This window comes from Clostridium sp., from assembly GCF_017888565.1.
Taxonomy (GTDB): domain Bacteria; phylum Bacillota; class Clostridia; order Clostridiales; family Clostridiaceae; genus Clostridium.
The window spans coordinates 23,520-45,220 of record NZ_JAGHFX010000028.1 but is presented as its reverse complement, the minus strand read 5'-3'; the positions used below and the strand labels follow the sequence as shown (position 1 = coordinate 45,220).

Annotated in this window: 20 protein-coding genes; 7 read left to right on the top strand and 13 right to left on the bottom strand. The window is 27.5% G+C overall.

The window, feature by feature from the left end; genetic code table 11:
- Positions 1-133: 133 nt before the first annotated feature.
- From J7M87_RS05095 to modA, 4 genes are all read right to left on the bottom strand, one after another.
- Positions 134-1,933, bottom strand: coding sequence for a WG repeat-containing protein (locus tag J7M87_RS05095; protein WP_291649301.1), 1,800 nt, complete (start codon positions 1,931-1,933; stop codon positions 134-136).
- A gap of 511 nt (positions 1,934-2,444) precedes the next feature.
- Positions 2,445-3,512: an ATP-binding cassette domain-containing protein gene (locus tag J7M87_RS05090; RefSeq protein ID WP_291649300.1), complete on the bottom strand. Its 1,068-nt coding sequence runs from the start codon at positions 3,510-3,512 to the stop codon at positions 2,445-2,447.
- 11 nt (positions 3,513-3,523) lie between these two features.
- Positions 3,524-4,195, bottom strand: coding sequence for a molybdate ABC transporter permease subunit (gene modB, locus J7M87_RS05085; RefSeq protein ID WP_291649299.1), 672 nt, complete (start codon positions 4,193-4,195; stop codon positions 3,524-3,526).
- Between the two features lie 9 nt (positions 4,196-4,204).
- Positions 4,205-5,005, bottom strand: coding sequence for a molybdate ABC transporter substrate-binding protein (gene modA, locus J7M87_RS05080; protein ID WP_291649298.1), 801 nt, complete (start codon positions 5,003-5,005; stop codon positions 4,205-4,207).
- A gap of 327 nt (positions 5,006-5,332) precedes the next feature.
- Here modA and J7M87_RS05075 point away from each other — a divergent pair, with 327 nt between their 5' ends.
- Positions 5,333-5,851, top strand: coding sequence for an excisionase family DNA-binding protein (locus J7M87_RS05075; protein ID WP_291649297.1), 519 nt, complete (start codon positions 5,333-5,335; stop codon positions 5,849-5,851).
- Positions 5,852-6,146: 295 nt separating this feature from the next.
- On the opposite strand, the gene J7M87_RS05070 is transcribed toward J7M87_RS05075, so the two are convergent.
- From J7M87_RS05070 to J7M87_RS05050, 5 genes are all read right to left on the bottom strand, one after another.
- Positions 6,147-6,719, bottom strand: a complete 573-nt coding sequence (locus tag J7M87_RS05070) for a hypothetical protein (protein ID WP_291649296.1) — start codon at positions 6,717-6,719, stop codon at positions 6,147-6,149.
- 160 nt (positions 6,720-6,879) lie between these two features.
- Positions 6,880-7,152: a hypothetical protein gene (locus tag J7M87_RS05065; RefSeq protein WP_291649295.1), complete on the bottom strand. Its 273-nt coding sequence runs from the start codon at positions 7,150-7,152 to the stop codon at positions 6,880-6,882.
- 124 nt (positions 7,153-7,276) lie between these two features.
- Positions 7,277-7,939 carry an HAD family phosphatase gene (locus J7M87_RS05060; protein ID WP_291649294.1) on the bottom strand — a complete coding sequence of 221 codons (663 nt, stop codon included), beginning with the start codon at positions 7,937-7,939 and terminating at the stop codon, positions 7,277-7,279.
- Positions 7,940-8,109: 170 nt separating this feature from the next.
- On the bottom strand, positions 8,110-8,997 hold the full coding sequence (locus J7M87_RS05055) for a Cof-type HAD-IIB family hydrolase (protein ID WP_291649293.1): 888 nt from the start codon (positions 8,995-8,997) through the stop codon (positions 8,110-8,112).
- A 210-nt stretch (positions 8,998-9,207) separates the two neighbouring features.
- A complete protein-coding gene (locus J7M87_RS05050) occupies positions 9,208-9,411 on the bottom strand; it encodes a DUF1657 domain-containing protein (protein ID WP_291649292.1) in 204 nt (67 codons plus the stop codon).
- 232 nt (positions 9,412-9,643) lie between these two features.
- Here J7M87_RS05050 and J7M87_RS05045 point away from each other — a divergent pair, with 232 nt between their 5' ends.
- From J7M87_RS05045 to spoVAE, 5 genes are read left to right on the top strand one after another with little or no spacing between them, the layout of a single operon-like run.
- On the top strand, positions 9,644-9,850 hold the full coding sequence (locus tag J7M87_RS05045; protein ID WP_291649291.1) for a DUF1657 domain-containing protein: 207 nt from the start codon (positions 9,644-9,646) through the stop codon (positions 9,848-9,850).
- A 12-nt stretch (positions 9,851-9,862) separates the two neighbouring features.
- Positions 9,863-10,723, top strand: a complete 861-nt coding sequence (locus tag J7M87_RS05040; RefSeq protein ID WP_291649290.1) for a DUF421 domain-containing protein — start codon at positions 9,863-9,865, stop codon at positions 10,721-10,723.
- 12 nt (positions 10,724-10,735) lie between these two features.
- Complete coding sequence (spoVAC, locus tag J7M87_RS05035) at positions 10,736-11,215, top strand: stage V sporulation protein AC (protein WP_291649289.1); 480 nt, start codon at positions 10,736-10,738, stop codon at positions 11,213-11,215.
- Positions 11,216-12,217 carry a stage V sporulation protein AD gene (gene spoVAD, locus J7M87_RS05030; RefSeq protein WP_291649287.1) on the top strand — a complete coding sequence of 334 codons (1,002 nt, stop codon included), beginning with the start codon at positions 11,216-11,218 and terminating at the stop codon, positions 12,215-12,217.
- Positions 12,218-12,239: 22 nt separating this feature from the next.
- Complete coding sequence (spoVAE, locus tag J7M87_RS05025; protein WP_291649286.1) at positions 12,240-12,593, top strand: stage V sporulation protein AE; 354 nt, start codon at positions 12,240-12,242, stop codon at positions 12,591-12,593.
- Positions 12,594-12,840: 247 nt separating this feature from the next.
- Here the strand turns inward: spoVAE and J7M87_RS05020 are convergent, their stop codons facing one another.
- Positions 12,841-13,800, bottom strand: a complete 960-nt coding sequence (locus J7M87_RS05020; RefSeq protein ID WP_291649285.1) for a tRNA-dihydrouridine synthase family protein — start codon at positions 13,798-13,800, stop codon at positions 12,841-12,843.
- A gap of 232 nt (positions 13,801-14,032) precedes the next feature.
- On the opposite strand from J7M87_RS05020, the gene J7M87_RS05015 reads away from it, so the two are divergent.
- Entirely contained in the window at positions 14,033-14,506 is a 474-nt protein-coding gene (locus tag J7M87_RS05015; RefSeq protein ID WP_291649284.1) for a hypothetical protein, read from the top strand.
- A 949-nt stretch (positions 14,507-15,455) separates the two neighbouring features.
- Here the strand turns inward: J7M87_RS05015 and J7M87_RS05010 are convergent.
- From J7M87_RS05010 to J7M87_RS05000, 3 genes are all read right to left on the bottom strand, one after another.
- On the bottom strand, positions 15,456-17,246 hold the full coding sequence (locus tag J7M87_RS05010) for an ABC transporter ATP-binding protein (RefSeq protein ID WP_291649283.1): 1,791 nt from the start codon (positions 17,244-17,246) through the stop codon (positions 15,456-15,458).
- Position 17,247: 1 nt separating this feature from the next.
- Positions 17,248-18,984 (bottom strand): ABC transporter ATP-binding protein, encoded by a 1,737-nt coding sequence (locus tag J7M87_RS05005; RefSeq protein WP_291649282.1) that lies wholly within the window; start codon positions 18,982-18,984, stop codon positions 17,248-17,250.
- A 738-nt stretch (positions 18,985-19,722) separates the two neighbouring features.
- Positions 19,723-21,645 carry an oligopeptide transporter, OPT family gene (locus J7M87_RS05000; RefSeq protein WP_291649281.1) on the bottom strand — a complete coding sequence of 641 codons (1,923 nt, stop codon included), beginning with the start codon at positions 21,643-21,645 and terminating at the stop codon, positions 19,723-19,725.
- Positions 21,646-21,701 lie beyond the last annotated feature (56 nt).

Sequence of the window (21,701 nt, the reverse complement as noted above, 5' to 3'; positions counted from 1 at the left end):
ATATAAAAAATCCTAGTATTGCCTGTTTTAACATACTAGGATTTCTATTGTTTTCTACGATTAATTACTTCTATGTTATTTAATACAAATCACCATTTAAATTGAACTTAAAAACAAAACTCTAGTTCTTATCTTAACCTTGTAGTGCTTTATAAAAATCACTATTTTTATTTATCATACCTTGAATTTCAGAAAAAGGAATTTTAAATGTTATGAATCCCGATGAATATGGACCAATTTCATAAGGTGAAAAATAAATATATAAGTTACTACTATCAACATAAAAATCTTGATCTTCTTTTATTCCCTTAAATTGATCTTTAAATACATATTCATATTGCTTATCATTTTGTATCATATTACTAATAATCTTATTTAATTCTCCAACCCAGTAAAATCCACCCATAAATAAATCTCCTAATGTGTAAAACTTACCTGTCGATAAATCAATAGTTAGAGTTTTCCTATATGGCATTCCATGTGCAGCACCTAGAGGGTAATAATAACCGTTAATTTCTAAAACTAATAAATTATTGTTGAAGTATTTTATATTAAAATCACTATAATAATCATAGTTAAGAACATCATTTTCTGTAATAACTAAGTTATTTTCAGTTCCGGTTTCTTCATCAGGATTAAAATAAGATAAAGCCTTTAATTTATTATTAATTTCAATTTCTACGCTTTTGTCTTTTATTCCTTGTACTTCAGGTATATATATTAGGTAGCTAATATTAGGCTTATATTTTAGCTTTGATATACTATAACTATTATCAAGATATATAATATCATTTGGTTTATAGATTACATTACCGAGATTATCCAAATAGTATGGTGAATAATCTATATTAGCATAAACTAATCCATTCTTTATTGATAATTCACCACTTCCGCTAACTTTAGGTAAATCTCCATTTCGATTTCCAGATAAATCGATAAAAAAAGTATCCGTTTTATCTGATGCATATGCTAATCCATTGGTATAATAACCAACTACTAAATAACTAAAGTCTGTTAATCTATTTCCACTTGTATCTCCTATTGCATATATACTCCTAAGTTTTAAATCTCCATCTCCTATTGGAATACCTAAAGCTACCCTACCTTCTCCTAAAATCTTAATATCACTAAAATCAGGTTCATATACATATTTGCCAGTTTTATCAATAAGTCCATATGGCCCTTGGAAGCTATCTGACTCACTAACTACTGCTACATCATCTCTAAATCCTTGCGCTGATCTAAACCTTGGCTTAATAACTACTTCTCCATCAATATTTATATAACCTAATGGCCCTTCAAATGAATTTCCAAATACCATTAATCCATCTCCATATTGAGATACATAGTTATAGGTATAAGTATTTACAACTTGTCCATAAGGATTGATTAACCTATATTCATTTTCATTAAATTTAACTAAAGCCACTCCTTCATCAAAACTATTAGCTTCTAAATATATTGGTGGAATTATATCATATCCTTCTAAATCAATATATCCATATCTGTAGCTACCGTTATTATTACTAAATCCAACAACAGCTCTCCCTTCGCTATAATCACTTATAAAGTTATATCTTTTATTTGTTATAACATTCCCCTTTTCATTAATAACTCCCATATAATCACCAAATACCCAAATCGCTCTATTTTCTTTAAACTCTCTAATACTATCAAAAATCGGCTTTAATATAAATTCGCCATTTTTATTAATTGCTCCAACTTTTTCTCCTAATCCTACTATAGCTAATCCACTACTATTAAAATCATATGCACTTGAATAAGTCGGCTCAATATCAAACGTTCCCCTACTATCTATATATCCATAAATTCCGCCTTCTTTTGTATTTCTTAAAGCGGGATATAGTTTCTCATTATTTATTCTATTTTTTACTGTAAAACTTTCCACCTTATTATTTTTATTTAAGTCCACTTCAATTCTCCTAATAAATCATTCTTAATATAATATATGAATAATTTATAAATAAAGTAGCAAATAATAAAAGAAGTGTATAAAATAAATTTATTTTATACACTTCTTTTATTATTAATCTATCTTTATTTAATTTTCTTACATTAAATTTTCAACTTATGAAGATTTTATATATATATTCAATACATCTTCTGAATTAAGTGGTTTAAAATTACCCATTGTTTTACTTCTTATTACTGCTTAATTTTCCATTTCTTTAGCTTTTCTTTATTTATTGCAATTTCTATTAATGTAGTAAGTATATCTAATGAAATGAAAAACTCTCTTGTTTTATTTATAGCTTCTTTAGCTAAGTCATATTTTCTTTACTTCTATCTAAATTTCAAACATTAATATCGTATTCAACAAATTGATCTACTGTATTATCGTCTAGAACATATTCCATCCAAGCTGGTTTCAATATTATAACCCCTACAACATGAGTAATATCATAAACTTCAAAATAAATATGCTATTCTAAAAATAAAATTGAATCTTCTGGTATTTTTAAGTATAGATTAAATTTCTTTTTTCTATGATCCCACTCTTCTTTTTTAATCTTATATATCATTACATTATTATAATTTCTTTCATTAGAACTTTTATTTACAAACATTATATTATATTCAAATACACTTTCTACTATCTTAATTATTTCACATTCTATAATATTTTTATTATTATTTATATTATAATTATCAACAAGTTCAAAATTATGTACTCTAATACCAACATAATTTATATTTCTAGGGATTATTCTTTGTGTTTCCAATATGATATCCCATTCTGTAGCATGAATCCTATTTGGAGATAAAACTTTACACTTTGAAATATTTTTGCATCCAGTAAGTACTGCTACTTCCTTTAGCTTTGGCGCTTCAAAAGTCTCCTTCGTATTTCCAAATAAAATTGAATTTCCCTTATCAATAATAACAATATTTTCACAAAACTTATAAACTTCATCTCTACTGTGAGTAACCATAAGAACTTCACCATCATATAGCTTTAAAAATTCTAAAACCTCACTTTGAAGCTGCTCTTTTAGGTATGAATCTAAAGCAGAAAATGGTTCATCAAGCATTAATATATAAGGTTTGTATATTATACACCTTGCTATGGCAACTCTTTGCTGCTGTCCTCCAGAAAGTTGACTTGGATATTTCTTTTCAAGCCCTTGCAAATGAAAAGCTCTTATAATTTCATTCACTTTAGTTTCTTTTTCCTTTTTAGAGTCTTTTAAGCCTATTCCAATATTTTCTTCCACAGTCATATTAGGAAATAAAGCATAATTTTGAAACAAGTACCCAATATTTCTTTCTTGAGGTTTTAGGTTAATCTTTTTTTCAGAATCAAATAGTACTTTTCCATTAAGTATAATACTTCCTTCATCTGGAGTTTCAATTCCAGCAATGCATTTTAAAGTCATGCTTTTTCCACTACCTGAAGCCCCTAAAATACCAAGATAATCACCATTTGTTTCAAAAGAAACATCAAGAGAAAATCCTTTTAATTTTTTCTTTATATTAACAAATAAACTCATTATCTTCTTCCTTACTTTATATATTTTCTTTCTTTAAAAGTAAAATAATTTGTTAAAACAACAACTACAAAAGAAATTATGGTGACAATTAAAACATAATCAAAAGCTGATGCCATATTCCCTGCTGCTACATCTGCATAGATTGCTAAAGGCAAAGTCCTGGTCTTATTTGCTATATTTCCAGCTATCATTGCTGTAGCTCCAAATTCTCCAAGACCTCTTGCAAAAGCTAATATTCCACCTGAAGCAACTCCTGGTAATGCAAGTGGCATAATTATACGCCAAAAAATTTTTCTTTCTGACATTCCTAATGTTCTTGCAGCCATTATTAAATTTGGATCAACTTGTTCGAATGCTCCTCTTGCAGATCGATACATAAGAGGAAATGATATAACTACTGAAGCTATTACAGTCGCTACCCAAGAAAAAACTATTTTTACACCTAAAAATTCTAACAAAAACCTACCTATTGGCCTATTTACTCCAAAGATAATTAAAAGAAAAAATCCCATTACTGTAGGCGGTAATACTAATGGTAATGTTAAAACTCCATCTAAAATCATCTTTATTTTTTCAGATTTTATCTTTACAATAGCCCTTGCTATGAAAAGTCCTAGCAAAAACGTAAAAACCATAGATACAGTTGCAGTCTTTAAAGAAATTATTATTGGTGATATATCCATTATATTCTCCTATTTATTATCTGAAAATCCATAAGACTCAAATACTTTAATTGATTCTTCAGATTGTAAAAACTCAGTAAAGCTTTTTGCTGCTTCTTTGTTTTTAGTAGTTTTTATTATTCCTAATGGATAAATTACTTTAGAAACGCTTCCTTCTGGTGCTTCTAAAACTACTTCTACTTTTTCATTTGAAGCTGCATCTGTTGAATAAACAATTCCTGCATCAGCACTTGCTTCAGCAACCCAAGTTAAAACCTCTGTAACATTTGTTCCAAGGCTTACTTTTGAAGACACTTGATCCCAAATTTTAAGATTTTCAAATAATTCTTTTGCATATTGTCCAGCTGGTACACTTTCTGGATCTCCTATAGCAATTTTATCAGATTTTAATATATCTTCAAAAGTTTTTATATCTTTATTTTTTTCTTTTGGAACTATTAGTACAATCTTATTTTCAAGAAGTTCAACAATAGAACTTTCTTCGATTAAGCCTTTTTTATTTAATTCATTCATTTGCTTTGTTGCTGCAGACATAAATACATCTATTTCTGCTCCTTCTTCAATTTGAGTTTGTAATTTTCCCGAGCTATCATAAGTTGATTGAACCTTAATATTAGGATACTTTTCATTAAACATAGGAATTAACTTATCTTCCATACAGTTTTTCAAACTTGCAGCTGCTGCAATAGTAATAGTTGATTCTTTTTCTTGTGAGTTGTTTGTATTATCTGACACTTTATCTTTATTACATCCAAATAAAGATAAAGCTAATGACAATATACTTAAAACCAATGCTATTTTCTTTTTCATTTTACACACTCCTAATTTACAATATTTATTAATTTATAAAAGTAAAGCTATTTTAAGCTAAATAAAATCTAATAAAACATAACTAAACCAGACAAAACTGAACAATTATAATTATATTGTAAACATTTTACATTGTCAATGTACTAACCACTTTACATTCATTTGCTTTAAAATATAAACTTTAAACTTATAATTAACAGATATCTAAAAAAATATAATAATATTCAAGAAGATAGTTCTTAAATTCAGTGCAACATTTATTAATTGTTATATTTTAAATAATATGTTAAATTATTTTTATAATAATTTAACGAAAAGGTGAATGAAATGAATGAAGATATCTTATATACACCAGATGAGATTGCTCAAAGATTAAAGATAACTAAAGGAACTGTATATGAAATGATAAAACGTGGCGATTTAGACGCTCACCGCATGGGGAAACACCTTCGTATATCTAAATCCCAATTTGAAATTTATCTTTTAAAAGCTAAAGGTTACGAAAATAGCTATGAAGCAATTTTAACTTCTGAAAATGAAGAGACCTTTGCATTAATTGATTCTGTAAAAATCCAAGTAAGTACTGAGCTAGAAGGTAATGTGAGAATTTCTATTCGACCTGAAGATATTATCTTAAGTAAAGGTACATTTATAAGTAGTGCAAGAAATGTTCATAAAGGAATTGTAACTGATATTATAGATGGTAATAGCGCAAAAGTAGTTTTAGATATTGGTATTCCATTAATGGCATTAATAACTAAAAAGTCCTTAACTGAAATGTCTATAGACAAAGGGATTGAACTTTATGCAATTTTTAAAACTATGTCAGTAAAAGTTTATAAATAACATAAAAACCACGGGAATTCACCGTGGTTTTTATAAGTATATTTCTAGTTAAATAAACTTATATTTACTAATATAAGATATATTAAAGCTATATCTAATTATATTAAAACTATTTCATTTCCTCTATAAGATCATTTAAATGATTTATTTCTTGTTTTTGTACATCTATTATGTTTTAAGACATATCTTTTATCTTGTCATCTTCAGTATATTTTAAAATTGTTTCTCACATATTTTAGCCACATTAGCTAACACTCTAATATCATATTGACTAGTGAATACCAGATCAACTACTTTATTTATTTTCTTCTTTTGTTAAATATGATACTAACTCATCATAATTATTTTCAGCTACTGATTCTTTTGATTTAAAATCCTCCATTTTATTATTGGAGTTTATAATACTTCCATAGTTTAATAATGTATCTAATATTGCAGTTTTAAAAAGTGGAATGACATCTATTATTCTTTTTATTCCATATACATATTCGTCATCACTAATATTAAAGCACTTAAATAAGCCTGATGTTAATCTACCATCAGAAAACATATAGATATATCTATCCCTCATTTCATCAGATAAATCTACCTCAATTTTGTGTTTGTACAATCTAAATACTATTCCATTTTCTTTTATAAATATAGGAAATATAGTTGAAAAAAGAATAACTATATCTTCTTCTTCACCTGCTATCCCAGTGAAATCATGTTCATTAAGTTTTTTTAAAATTTCATCTGTAAATATAGAATTTTTTATTTTGTTGCCTAACTTTGCTTTTAACTTTTGTTCTTTTCCTTCAATTAGAAAATTATCAATTGAGCTAAACAACTTACTTATTTTACTTGTATTTTTTTGTGAATTATTCATATTATACATCTCCTAAATAGTTAAATAGAAAGTTAATACAATACTTTCTTTATTTTACTTAGCGATTAATTTAATATTTATAATTTAATTGTATTACACTTTATATAATTACACAAATTTACCAATTAATTAATAATTTTAATAACTATCGTATCATTCTTTAAAAATATTTACCTTTGAATTTGCTTTTTACAGCTTCTGTAACTAATTTAAAATCTTCTTCATTTTCTGAGAATAATTTTATAAGTTTTTCTTTTGCTTCAATATATTCTCCATTATTTTCATCAAGATGTACTATTGGTCTAAATAGCTTATGAAATTTCATAAATAATATTGGGTGTTTCTTTGCAAAATCCTCCATTTCATCTATGTGTCTTTCTTCTTTAGTTGCACTTTTTAACCATTTAAAAATATAATCATATTTTTCTTCCATACAAACACTTCCTTCATTAGTTTTACTTTTATACTTTTCTCAAATTTGTATACTTTTATGTTAATATAACAAAATCTAAATATAAAACCTATATTTTTCCCATATCCAGTCTAAAAACTTTATTCTATTGGAATATTACTTCTTTTACTTCAATTAAGTTGTTAAAACTTTTATAAGAAAGTTTTTTTATTTGTTCATCAGCTTCTTTTAAATCAACTATATGTACTACCTTCATATTTCCATTATATGCAGCCTTAATTCCTGCTAGTGAATCCTCTATTACAATACACTTTTCAGGATTCACATTAAGCTTGCTTGCTGCCTTTATAAATATATCCGGATTAGGTTTAGTTTTCTCAACATCATCTTTACACACTAAATCATCAAATAAATGCTTAATTTTTGCTTTGTTTAATTGCTTTTCCATTCTCTCTCTTGTTGCTGAAGTAGCTAAAGCTATTTTGTAATTATTTTTTCTTAAATATGTAAGTAACTCATAAGCTCCTTCTTTTAACGGTATCTTCTTTTCTATTTCTTTAGCTAAAGCCTCATCTTTTTCTCTATACATTTCTTCTATTGGAATATCACTACCAAATTCCTTCTTAAATACCTTCTTAACATTTTCACGACCAGTTGCTATAACTTTACAATATATTTCCTTAGTCATTTTATAACCGTACTTTTTACAAACCCTTGTCCAAACATTTAAATATATTCTTTCTGTATCAAATAGAACTCCATCCATATCAAAAATTACTGAGTCTATCTCATCCATATTAAGCTGCATATTATCCTCCGAATTTTACTACAAATAATTAATTAATTTTCTAAATCTCACTATATCTAAGCTATACAATAGTAAAGTTAATATATTTAGTTACAACCAAGAATAAACTCTTAGATAATCAACAATTAATTATCTTTGAGTTTATTTTCTGTAAACATATTATTAATATTTTATTTTTCCTTAAGCATTTTATCCATTTCATTATTAATCACATTATAGATGGCTTTAGCAACGCCTAAATTATCATTACTATCTGTTATATATTTAGCTATAGCCTTTACCTCTGGTATAGCATTTTTCATTGCAACAGTTTCCTCAAATATTTCAAACATTGAATAATCATTAAAGCTATCACCTAATATCATAACATCTTCCCTTGCTATGTCCATCTTGGCAGCAACTTTTTCTAAGATTATTCCTTTTTGAGCATTTATATCAGTTATTTCTATATTATCTCTAAATGATGATGAAATAGCTAATCCCTCAATTTCTCCAAGAACTTTTTTCATCTTATCTATAAGCTCTATATCACTATGGAAAGCAACAAACTTTCTTACTTCTACTCCCTCTTCAAAAAACTTATCTAAATCATCAATAAATTGTAAGCAAGTAAAGAAGCCTAAATTTTCAGCAACTTCTCTTGCTTCCTCTTCTGTTAAAGACGGATTAAAACTCATTGTTCTAAAAATAATTTCTTGAAGTGCCATTTCTCTTGTAGATGTCGTAAAAACACCCTTCTCTGTAAATATACGAGCTGACATTTTATTTTTATCTAATATTTCAATTATCTTCTTTGCACTTTCTTCTTTTATATTTATTACATCTAATACATTTCCATCTTCATCTCTATATTCTGCTCCATTTGAAAGAACACATTGAGCCTTTATGTTATGTTTATCTAATAAAACCTTAACACTGTCATATTCTCTACCTGTCGATATTGCAAATATTATACCAGCTTCTTCTGCTTTTCTGATGGCTTCTACAGTCTCAGTATCTATGTCATGGTCATTATTTAATAAAGTTCCATCCATATCTGATGCTATTAATCTTATCATAACTATTCCTCCGTTTTAAATATATTTTATTATATATTATATAATATCATACATTTGTAATTTTATATAAATTTATGCTAATTATCTTAATTAAATATATAATCATCAAACTTTAAAAAGAAATAGAAAATTGGCCTCTCATGAAAAATTTGAAAGTTATATGATAAAAATAATCCCATATCTATATGAACTAGATATGGGATTATTTTATTATTTATTATATTGCGGTTCTTGTTGTTTTACAAAATCAAGTCTTGATTGAAGTGATTGCTCCACACCATCCATTGTACTTGCAAGTTGATTAAACAGTTGTTTTGCTTGTTGATTATCTGTGTCTAAAGAAAATGTCTTCATATCAGCTGCTAATCCTTTTGCACTAGCTAAAGCTGTTTCAAGTTTAGTTCCTGTTGGCATATTATTTCCTCCTTTATATTTTGTATCGCAACTTTATTTTGTTCATTATCAAGGTTAATATTCAATTTAAATATTCTTTTTATGATGAAATATATTCCTTTTCATCCTAATCTATACTTAATAATCCTTTTTATAATTTACTCAAATATTTATATTGAGAAGTGAATTAAAACTAGTATTACTGGTTAAAGTAAATGAGAAAGATTTTAATAAACGTAAAGGAGGCTTTTATATGACTGCTATTTCCAAGGTAAAGCAAACACTAGCTACATTAAAAGGAGCTGAATCTACTTTAGAAATGTATTCACTACAAGAACGTGATGAAAAATCTAGAAATATCTATAATGAAGCATCTAAAGAGATAAATATAATAAAAACCGATTTAGAAAAAAGAATAGGCGTTATGGAGTTTGAAGAACCCCAATATAAAGGTAACTAAGTGAGGTGGAATATGAGTTCTTGGTTAATAATATTGTTTAAATCAATAATTTTATTTTTTTTAGCATTAGTCATAACAAGATACATCAAAAAGAAAACCTTAGCTAGAGCTACTCCCTTTGATTTTATTTCCTATGCTTCAATAGCTATTATAATTTCTTTACTTTCTTTAAATTTAATTGACAATTTTTATTTTGGATTAATCCCATTAGCTGTTTGGGCATTAATGCCCCTTATCTTAGACTATACTTCAATGAAGAGTAAATCTATTTATAACGTAATCCATGGTAAAGAAAGAGTGTTAATTAAAAACGGAAAAATAATGGAAGATAACTTGTCTAAGGAAAGAATTACAGGTCAGGAATTTCTGCAACAACTTCGTTCTAAAAAAGCATTTAATTTAGCTGATGTAGAATTTGCTGTTATGGAAACTAATGGAGACATAAACGTTAGTTTGAAAGCTGATAAAAAGCCTGTTACTTCATATGATTTAGGAAAAAAAGTAGCTCCTAAAACAGAACCTCAAACAGTTATTTTAGACGGAAATATATTAAATGAAGGCCTTACTAACGCTGGTCTAAATCAGGGCTGGCTTACAACCCAACTAGAAATCAAAGGCGTTTCCCTTGAAAATGTTTTTCTTGGGCAAGTAGATTCATCTGGAGACTTATATGTGGATCTTTTTGATGATATGATACAAGTTCCTAAAACTGAAATTAAAGAAATGCTTTATGCAAGCCTGCAAAAAAGTCAATCAGATCTTATGTCATTTTATTTAGATACTGACAATAAAGATGCAAAAAATATGTATTTAAAAGATGCAAAAAAGTTAGAACAAATTCTAGCAAAATTAGAACCATATTTATTACGTTAGAAGGTGAAATATATGTCAAATATGAAAAAGAAAAAAATGACTACATCTCAGCAGCAATATGATGCATTGGTAAAAAGTATAGAACCTAAAAGACCTATTCTAAAAAACTGTGCTAGAGCATTCCTTGTAGGTGGAGCAATATGCACAATTGGTCAAGGGTTTCAATGGATATTTATGAACTATTTTAGTTTCGATGAAAAAACCTCAATGGCTCCTACATATATAGCTTTAATCTTTTTTGCAGCTCTGTTTACCGGTCTTGGTATTTATGATCATCTTAGCCAATGGGCTGGATGTGGAACTGCTGTTCCAATTACAGGATTTGCTAACTCTATAGCATCTGCTTCAATTGAACATAAAAGTGAAGGTTTTGTTCTTGGAGTAGCTGGTAATATGTTTAGTCTTGCAGGTGCAATTGTTGTTTATGGAGTTTTCTCTGCTTTTATAGTTGCAACGATAAAAATGATAATAATATGGTTGGGGGCGATGTAAATGCTTAAAGGGCATCAATCTTGGATTTTTGATTCTAAACCTACTATATTGGCTTCTGCAGCCGTTGGTGGCCCATTCGAAGCCAATGGTGCTTTAGCTGATGATTTCGATATACTTACTGAGGATTTATGGCTTGGTCAAGATAGCTATGAAAAAGCAGAAAAAGCTCTTCTAGAACATGCTTGTCAAAGAGCAATACAAAAAGCAAATTTACAAAAAGAAGATATCAATTTCTTCTTTAGTGGAGACTTAATGAATCAAATTATTTCTAGTAGCTTTACTGCAAGAACGTTAGGAATCCCCTATTTAGGAATCTTTGGTGCTTGCTCTAGCTCTATGGAAGGTTTAGCATTAGCAGCTCAACTTCTAGATAGCAAAGCTGCAAAATATGTTGTGACAGCTGCAAGTAGTCATAATGCTGCTGCTGAAAAACAATTTAGATATCCTACAGAATACGGCGTGCAAAGACCACCTACTGCTCAATGGACAGTAACTGGTGCTGGTGCAGCAGTACTTGCACAAAAAGGAAATGGTCCAAAAGTAACTTCTGCTACTATAGGAAGAGTTGTTGATATGGGTATTTCGGACCCATACAATGTTGGCGCAGCTATGGCTCCAGCAGCTGTAGATACTATTGAAGCTCACTTTAGAGATTTAAATATTGATGCTTCACATTATGATCTTATTGCCACTGGTGATTTAGGAAAAGTTGGGCATGAAATTGCTAATGCTTTATTTGAAAAACATAATATAGATATGCCAATAGATATATTTACAGACTGTGGACTTTTAATATATACAAAAGAACAACCTAGTTTTGCAGGTGGAAGTGGATGTGGTTGTTCTGCTACTGTAACTTATGGACATTTACTTAATCGCATGCGTAAAGGAGAATTAAAAAAGATACTAGTTGTTGCAACAGGTGCTCTAATGTCTCCAATCTCCTTTCAACAAAAGGAAAGCATCCCTTGTGTTGCTCATGCTGTTTCTATAGAAATGTAAAAAAGAAGGTGTGATTTAATTTATGGAAAAATTTATTTTTGCATTTATAATAGGTGGTATAATTTGTGTTATTGGTCAACTTATAATGGACACTTTAAAAATCACTCCTGCACATACTACTTGTACATTAGTAGTAATTGGTGCAATTTTAGGAGGGTTTGGCTTATATGATCCTCTAGTTAAATTTGCTGGTGCTGGAGCATTTGTTCCTATAAGTAGTTTTGGAAATACCCTTGTAACAGCAGCTATAAATGAAGCTCAACAAACAGGATTTGTAGGAATATTTACTGGTATGCTAAAGACAGTAAGTGGAGGTGTTTCTGCTGCAATAATATTTGGTTTCTTTGGTGCACTAATATTCAAACCTAAAGGATAGTGAAAGAATTGAGGTAATAATTCATCTTCGCTGAATTATAATGAAAAAGTTAAGGAATAAAAAATGAAAGAATTAATGTGATAGTTAAGCTTTGGTGAACTGTTCTAAAATTAATTTCCCCAAAAATCCCATAAGGATTTTTCACCTTAATTCTTTCTTTTCATTATTAATTTAGATGTTTAATATAAGATGGCTACGATAAATAGCATATGTGGAATAAGCATATACATTTATCGTAGCCTTTATACTAATTACTAAACAGCCCTGCTCCTTTTACAATTTCTTGTTCATTGAATAAACTTGAAACTGCTTCATTATAATCTTCTACCTTTTGTGATTTCTTTATTTTTTTAGCGTATTTTTTATTGTCTGAAAATATGTATATCATGTATCCCCATAACTCTTTCATTCGATAAATTGCAATATTATCGTCTTTAAATATATCTCTATAATCATTAAATATTCCATCATGGAACTCTTTTAATACTTCTTTATTTAAATTTGTATTACTTTTAATTTCATTAATTAGTCCCAGATTTGCTAGTACTCCTCTTCCTAACATTATTGTATTTAATTCTGGGAATTCTTTTGATAAGTTATTATAATCTTCTAATGTAAAAATATCTCCATTATAGCATACTTGATTATTACTTAATGTTAACGCATCTTTAAATACTTCTAAATTAGGCTTATTCCCATAAAAATCTTCTCTAGTTCTTGGATGAATGATTAATTCTTCTAAAGGATATTTATTATAAATTTTTATTAATTCATAAAACTCTTCTGGTCTATCTTTTCCTATTCTAGTTTTTATCGAAATTTTCATATCATCTATTTTATATATTTCATCTAAAAATTTATCAAGCTCTTCTCTTTTAGCTAAAAATCCAGATCCTCTACTTTTTGAAACAACTGTTCCTGAAGGGCAACCTAAATTCAAATTAATTTCATCATAACCTAATTGTTGTAGCTTTCTAGCTGTATTTATAAAGCCTTCTGAATCATTAGTAAGTATTTGAGGAACTATATTTATCCCTTTATTATTTTCAGGTAAAATATCCCTCAGCTCCTTAGTCTTAAAGCTTTTACTGCTAGTTGGAACAATAAACGGTGTAAAGTACTTATCAATATTATCAAAAAACTTTTTATATGTATTTCTATATATAAATCCAGTAATCCCTTCCATTGGCGCTAAATAATATTTCATAAAATAACTCCTTACTATACTCTTTTATAAAGATTTCAAGAAACATTATATCAGCCTTATACTTTCTTATCTACTAATATAATTATATTTATTGATATAAAAACAATTCCTATGGGTATGAGTTCATATCCAAAAGGCAAAATAAAATTTTGTGAAGTTGAGAGTTATTATTTAGAAGGAGAAATATATGTATGTGCAAGTATTATTTTAGATATGCAATTCATTTTTAATATTGGAACTACATATAATAAATAAATTAAAAAAGTTTTTAAAGGGGACATCATTATTTCTTAGTAGTCTTATCTTCCTTACGGTAGTAAGCATTTCGTCATCTAGTAGAAAAACAGTATATGCAGCAACTAATTATGTAGGTAGCACTAATACTAGAGCAAATATTAATATTCTCAGTTCAGATTTAGATAATTTAGTGTATACTTATACAGAAAATGGCAAAGAGTTTAAAGTTGTTGAATCCTTAAATGAGAATTTAACAGAAGTTAGCAGTGAGGTATTGGTTAAAAATGAAGAAGGAATATATGAGTTGCAATCTGAAATTGAAACAACTGTAAGTAATTGTGAAATGATTATTGAAACTAATACTAATGATAGAAAAAATATTGAGATTGTTGAGTTAAGTACAGCAGTTAATTACCCACCCGAAATAAATATAAAAAATGAACTAAGCACGCATATTGATCCTTTATGAACTATTAAAGGAAGTAGTTCAATTGACCAAATTCAACCTTTCGGAATTATCGAAGAGAATGGATTAACTGAATGGAGATATGCTGGTGTTTTTAAATATTTTAATAATATTTAAAAGTACACTCTAGGTGCTATAGCGGCAGTAATAGCTGGAAATAAAAAGAACTTTAATTTAGAAAATCCTAAATTAGAGTTCTTTTTTTATGTCTTCACTTATTGAATATGAATCCTGTAAATGAAAGTATTGTCATAATAAATGCTGAAACTATACTGTTTTTAAATAGCTTCTTATCTTCATTATAAAAAGCATAAGAATCATAAAAGAAAAATATAGCTTGAGTAAAAAATATTATAAACATACGATACTATCTGGTATAACTTCAAATGTACTAAGGAGTGCCGTTGAAATGTAAATCAATACAGAAAACATTATTTTAGTTAAAATTCTCATAATATACTCCTTTCATATTCTAAACAATTTAATTGTTTAATTTTCTTGAAAATCTTTCTCCTTTAAAAATATATTTTTTATCTTGCTTTTGAAATTATAAATAAATTGCAACATATATTTCCAGTACTCTACCATTAGATTTCTCATAAATGCTAGTTCTATAATTTAAAAATAAACTGTTTACCTATTTATATGTTTATCAATAGGCATATTACTCGTATTCATATATTGATAAATACTCAAAACAGTCAATGCCTTTAGCATTTATTTAATATATTAGAAATTAGAAGTGGACAGATTAGACTATCCATTTTTCTTAGAGTCCAATATCAACATTATTTTTAAACAGACGCTAATAAAAAAACGTGACTATATACTATTATATTAAAGAAATTCTCTTCCTCAATAAGATAAAAATTATTTAAATAATAGTTCAAAGACACCTTTAGATAGATTTAACGAAAAAAAGCTAAGTGTAACACTTAGCTTGTCAATTCATCTATGCTCCTTCATTTAAGAACTTATACTGTGTCATGTATAAGTCATAGTAGCTACCTTTATTATTTAGTAATTCATTATGGTTACCTACTTCTTCTATTCTTCCGTCATTTATAACCATAATTTTGTCGCAATCTCTTATGGTAGATAGCCTATGTGCTACAACAAAGGAAGTTCTTCCATGAAGTAATTTTTCTATGCCTTCTTGTACGAGTTTTTCTGTTTCTGTATCTATATTAGATGTTGCTTCATCTAATATTAATATTCTAGGATTTGCAAGTAATGCTCTTGCAAAGGATACTAATTGCCTTTGTCCTAATGATAATCTTGTACCTCTTTCATTTACTTCTGTGCTATATCCATTTTCTAATTTCAAAATAAATTCATGAGCATTAACTGCTTTTGCTGCATTAATAACTTCTTCATCAGTTGCATCTAATCTTCCATATCTTATATTTTCCATTATAGTTGTTGAAAATAAAAATGTATCTTGAAGCATTATTCCCATTTGACTTCTCAAAGATTCTAAATCTACATTTTTTATATTTTTTCCATCTACTAAAACTTCTCCAGATGTAGGATCATAAAATCTACTTAATAAAGAAACTATAGTTGTTTTTCCTGCACCAGTTGCTCCAACTAATGCTATTTTTTCACCTTTATTAACTTTAAAGTTTATATCTTTTAATACTTTTGTATTTTCATCATAAGAAAAATTAACATCTTTAAATTCTACAACCCCTTGGATTTTTCCGATTTTCTTTGCATTTTCTTCATTTTTTATTACTGGCTTCATATCTAAAATATCAAATATTCTATCTGCTGCTGAAAAGTTTGTGATTAAAGTATTATAGAAACTTGAAAGATTCATTATAGGTCTCCAAAACATTCCTACATACATTGAAAATGCTATTAATGTTCCTATTTGTATTTCGTTATTTATAACTAATTTATATCCAACTGCAAATACTACTAAAGTACCAGCTCCCCATGATAATTCTACAAGAGGCCAAAAGAAATCATTTAACATAACAGCTTTTACAAAAGACTGACTTAATTCCTTTACCATTGATTTAAAATTATTTTCTGTTCCTTTTTCTTTAGCAAAACCTTGTACTATTTTTATACCTGAAAAATCCTCATGAGTAAAACCATTTAAGTTTGATCTCTTATTTCTATAAACTTCCCACCTTCTTCTTGAATATATTTCAATGCAAAACATAGCTATACCTAGTGCTGGTAATAATGCTACTGATGCTAAAGCTAGTTTGAAGTTAAGAAAAAACATAATAATAGCTACACATAAAAGATTTAATAATTGCGGTATAAGAGATTGTATACTTTGAGAAAATAAATTTTTTAATGCATTAACATCTGAAACTACTCTTGAAAGTATTTTTCCAACGGGTCTTCCATCAAAAAAATCGAATGATAAATATTGTATATGACTATATAATTCATGTCTTATATTTACTAAAATATTATTAGTTATTGAAGTTATCATATTCCATCTAATTTTTGATAACCCCCATGCAAGTAGGTTTAATACTATTAATATTATTCCTATTAACATCAATCCTTTTACATCCTTATTTACTCCATACTTATCTATTGCTATTTTTAAAAGCAACGGATTAACTATTGAAGATATCATAACAAATATCATAAGTAGTATAACTATAAAGGATTTTAATTTATAAGGTTTAAGATATTCTAAAAGCTTTACTGTTATTTCGCTTTTACTTCTTCTTATTACTTCTTCATCTTTTTTTATTAAATTTGTGTTTTCCATCCTAAACCACCTCCTCTTCTATTTCATTAAAGTCTTTAAATTGGTTGCAATAAATATCAAAGTACTTTCCCTTACGCTTTAACAGATCTTCATGAGTCCCTTTTTCTTTTATTTCACCATTTTCTAAATAAATTATTATATCTGCATTTTTTACAGCAGAAATTCTATGCGCTATAATAAATGTTGTACTATTTACATCTCTTTTTGATAGATTTTTTAATAATTCATGCTCTGTTTCCATATCTAATGCAGATGTAGAATCATCTAATATTAAAACTTTAGCGTTTCTTACTAATGCTCTAGCTATTGATATTCTTTGTTTTTGTCCTCCTGATAAACCTAGTCCTCTTTCTCCTATTTCTGTATATAAACCTTCCTCTAGTCCTTCTATAAAATCTAAGGCACATGCTAAGAAGGCTGCTTTTTCAACGTCTTTTTTTTCTGCATTTTCATTACTAAATTTTATATTATTAATTATTGAATCTGAAAATAAAAATGTATCTTGTGGAACTATAGACATATTTTTTCTTAAAAAGTCTAAATCATAGTCTTTTATATCCACATTATCTATTTGTATACTTCCTTCACTTAAATCATAATATCTTCCTATCAAATTAATTAAAGTTGATTTACCTGAACCTGTAGTTCCCATTATAGCTACTGTATTTCCAGCTTTAATATTTAAATTTATATTCTTTAAAACATATTCATCATTATATTTAAAGCTAACGTTATTAAAGGTTATATCTCCTTTTAAGTCATCATTTTTATAGCTTTTTTCATTACTTTTAATTTCAGGCTCTCTATCCATTATTTCAAATATTTTTTTAGCTGAAGCACTATTTCTAGAAAGTAAATCTATTAATTCTCCTAACATTCGCATAGGCCATATTAGATTCCAAATATAACCACTAAATGCTACTAGAACTCCTATAGTTATATTCTCCTCCATAACAAGGTATCCACCTAAAACTATCATTATAACCAATGATATATTTGTTAAAAATTCTATTGGTGGGAAAAAGTCACCAATTATTTTAGCTTGTTTCATATTTAAATCATAATAACTTCTATTCATCTTTAAAAATTTAGTTATTTCATATTTTTCTCTTGAAAATGCTTTTACCAATCTTACTCCTGCTATATTTTCTTGAGCTGTTGTATTAATCTTAGCTGTTTGATCACTTATCTCTTCATAAGATTTTCCAAATTTACTTTCTAGCTTTATTGCTATAAATCCTATTGGTATCATTATGATAAAGCAAGCTAAAGCTAAGGTGAAATTTAATTTGAATAAGATGACTGTAGAAACTACAAAGTATATTATATTTTCTATAAATAATCTAAGTCCAAAACCTATTGTTTGCCATATATTTTCTACATCTTCTCCTATTCTTGACATTAACTCCCCAGTATTCATATTATCAAAATATTTAAATTCTAATTTTTGAATATGGTTAAATAAATCATTTTTAATATCTTCATGAACTCTTACACTTAAAAGATCATAAAGAAATTCTTTAAAATATCCAAAAACAGCTTTTACTATTGTAATTAATAGCATTCCTAATAAAACTTTTATTATTATATTGTTGTTTCCTGATATAACTCCATCATCTATAAATATTTGTTGCAAGTATGGTATAAATAAATCTACTCCAATTACTGCAAGCATAGATAATGTCCCAATTATTAGCATCGACTTGTATTTTGAAACATATTTCAGTACTCTAGTCATAAAATTTTCCCCCTTTAATTCATTACTAATATTATTTTTGATTATTTGTTATACATACAACCCTCTCCCCTTCTTAAAAAGACAAAAAAGGCCACAGTTATCCGTGACCTTTTACTTATATGTTTTTATAATTTTAAACAAAATAAAAAGCCAGGAGTAATAACCCGTGGCCCTAATTACCTTTATATAAATTTAAGTAATATTCTCACATTTTTAATGAATATATACTTATATAAAGTAATATTGTATAAATTATCTACCATATAAATTTACACAATGAGATAGGATTATTAATATAGTTTTTAATATATTTACTTTTATTATCTTTAACTAACATTTCTGAATTAAATATAATATTAAACATTTTCCTACCTCCTTTTCTTATTCTTACTTTATTCTTTTACCATCATATTCTTATTTGTAATTTTTGTCAATATATTTTAACTTTTAAATATCCTTTTTCTTTAATTTAATTATTTTATATTAAACTTAACTGTAAATTCACCTTTTTTTCCATTAAATTTTAAATAACTAATGGAAAAATACAATTCATTTTTAATAACCAATTATCATATATATTAAATAACTCCTTCGATAATATCTTTCATTATATTTTATAGCAAATAAAATAGGCTATCTCTAACGGATTTTTATCCGCTAATTAGATAGCCTCTTTTAAATTAATTAATATTCATTAATCTAAACTATTTAAAATTTAAATACAATTTTTAATAGTTATTATTCTGTTTTATTAACCTTAGATAACATAATTGGTATTGTAGTCGCTATAACTAAAATTACCAATAATATTATGGCCATCATATTACCAGAAGCAAATCCAACTGGAGTTTTAGGAGTTATCAAACCTGTTACTTGTAATATTATTCCTACTAACCCTATTATCGAACCTCCTGCGACAAGTCCTGAAGATAAACTTATTCCATTAGAGACTTTAACTTCTTTTTCTTTCTCACTCTTACTCATTTTTTCAATAAATACACGAATTAATGCTCCAACTAATATTATTGAAGTTGTTGATATAGGTAAATAGAATCCAATTGCTATTGTCATTATTGGTAAATTTAGTAAGAATAAGAATAATGCCATAACAATACCTACAATTATCATAGGCCAAGGTAAATCACCTGACATAATACCTGATGTTAATGTAGCCATTAAATTAGCTTGTGGTAATGCAAATTGTGCATCTACACCTGTTACAGCTAATTGCTCTGAAAGTATTTTTATTGTTCCTGTAACAACAACAACACCTACTATACTTGAAATTAAAAAGCTATTTTGCATTTCTTTTTTACTTCCACCTATTATGTAAGATACTTTTTGAGATTGGCTGTATCCTCCAGCTACTGATATAGCAACAACCATAAATGCTGCAAATAAAAGTAATGATTTATTATCTGCTTGACTGCTCCATCCCATTATAACAAAAACTAATGTTAATATAACTAATGAAGCTATTGTCATACCTGATACAGGAAGGTTTGATGTTCCTATTGTACCTGTTAGACGTCCAGAAACTATTACAAATAGTAAAGATAATAATAAAGATACAATAACAGCTATTATAGCCATTTTAATACTTTGAGATATCATAAATGCTGCTATAAATGCAACTATGCTACCTGCTAAAAGTATTATTATTTCACTTGAATTACTCTCAGAGTTACTATCCTTGCTTGATTTTGCTTTTAATGTTTCTTTAATTGAAACAACTATAGTTGGTATAAGCTTGATAGCTCCTATTAAACCGCCACAAAGCATCATTCCTGCACCTATGTATTTAACATAACTTCCTGATATAGAATTTACATCCATTTGATTAAGTAATAAAGAAGCGTCATTCCAAGAATGCATATTATTTGCCGCCATATCAGTAAAATATCCTATTAATGGTGCAATACCAAAATTAGCCAATATTGAGCCTGCAAACATAGTTAATGATACCTCTAATCCAACTATAAAACCTATCCCTAGTAAAAGTGGATTTACTTCAGTAGAGAACTTCCACTTATAAAATTTACTTCCTACATAAGTAATACTGTTATTAATAATATTTAAAAATGATCCTGTTAATACATTTATAATACCGCTTATTACAAAGCCAATTCCCATGAACTTTATAGCATCTCCATCACCTTCTGAAGCAATAAGAGTTTCAGATATAGCCATTGATTCTGGATACATAAGTTTTCCATGTTCTTCAACTATTAGATATTTATAAACTAATGATAGACATCCCATTCCAAATAGAACTCCACCTACACCTACAATTAATCCTTCTAAAAATGTGATATTACTTCCTATTAAGATAATTGAAGGTAATACGTAAATCATACCACTTGCTACAGATTCTCCACCACTTGCCATACCTTGTGTTATATTTTTCCCAAGAATGCCTTTATTACGAGCAAATGCTCCTATAAGCATCGATCCTATTATAGCACCTGGTATTCCAGCTGCTACAGTTAATCCAGACTTCATTCCAGAATAAGCAGTGGATGCTGCAAATACAGCAGATAACACTATTCCTATTATTATTACTGATAAATTTGTTCCACTCTTTGACTTATCAGTTATATATGGGACATAATCTTTACCATGAATGCCGCCATAAGCTTCTTTAGATAATTTTTTCTTCATATGTACTCTCCTTCTTTTGTTTTATAATTATCTATCTTTAGTATATCCATTTTATA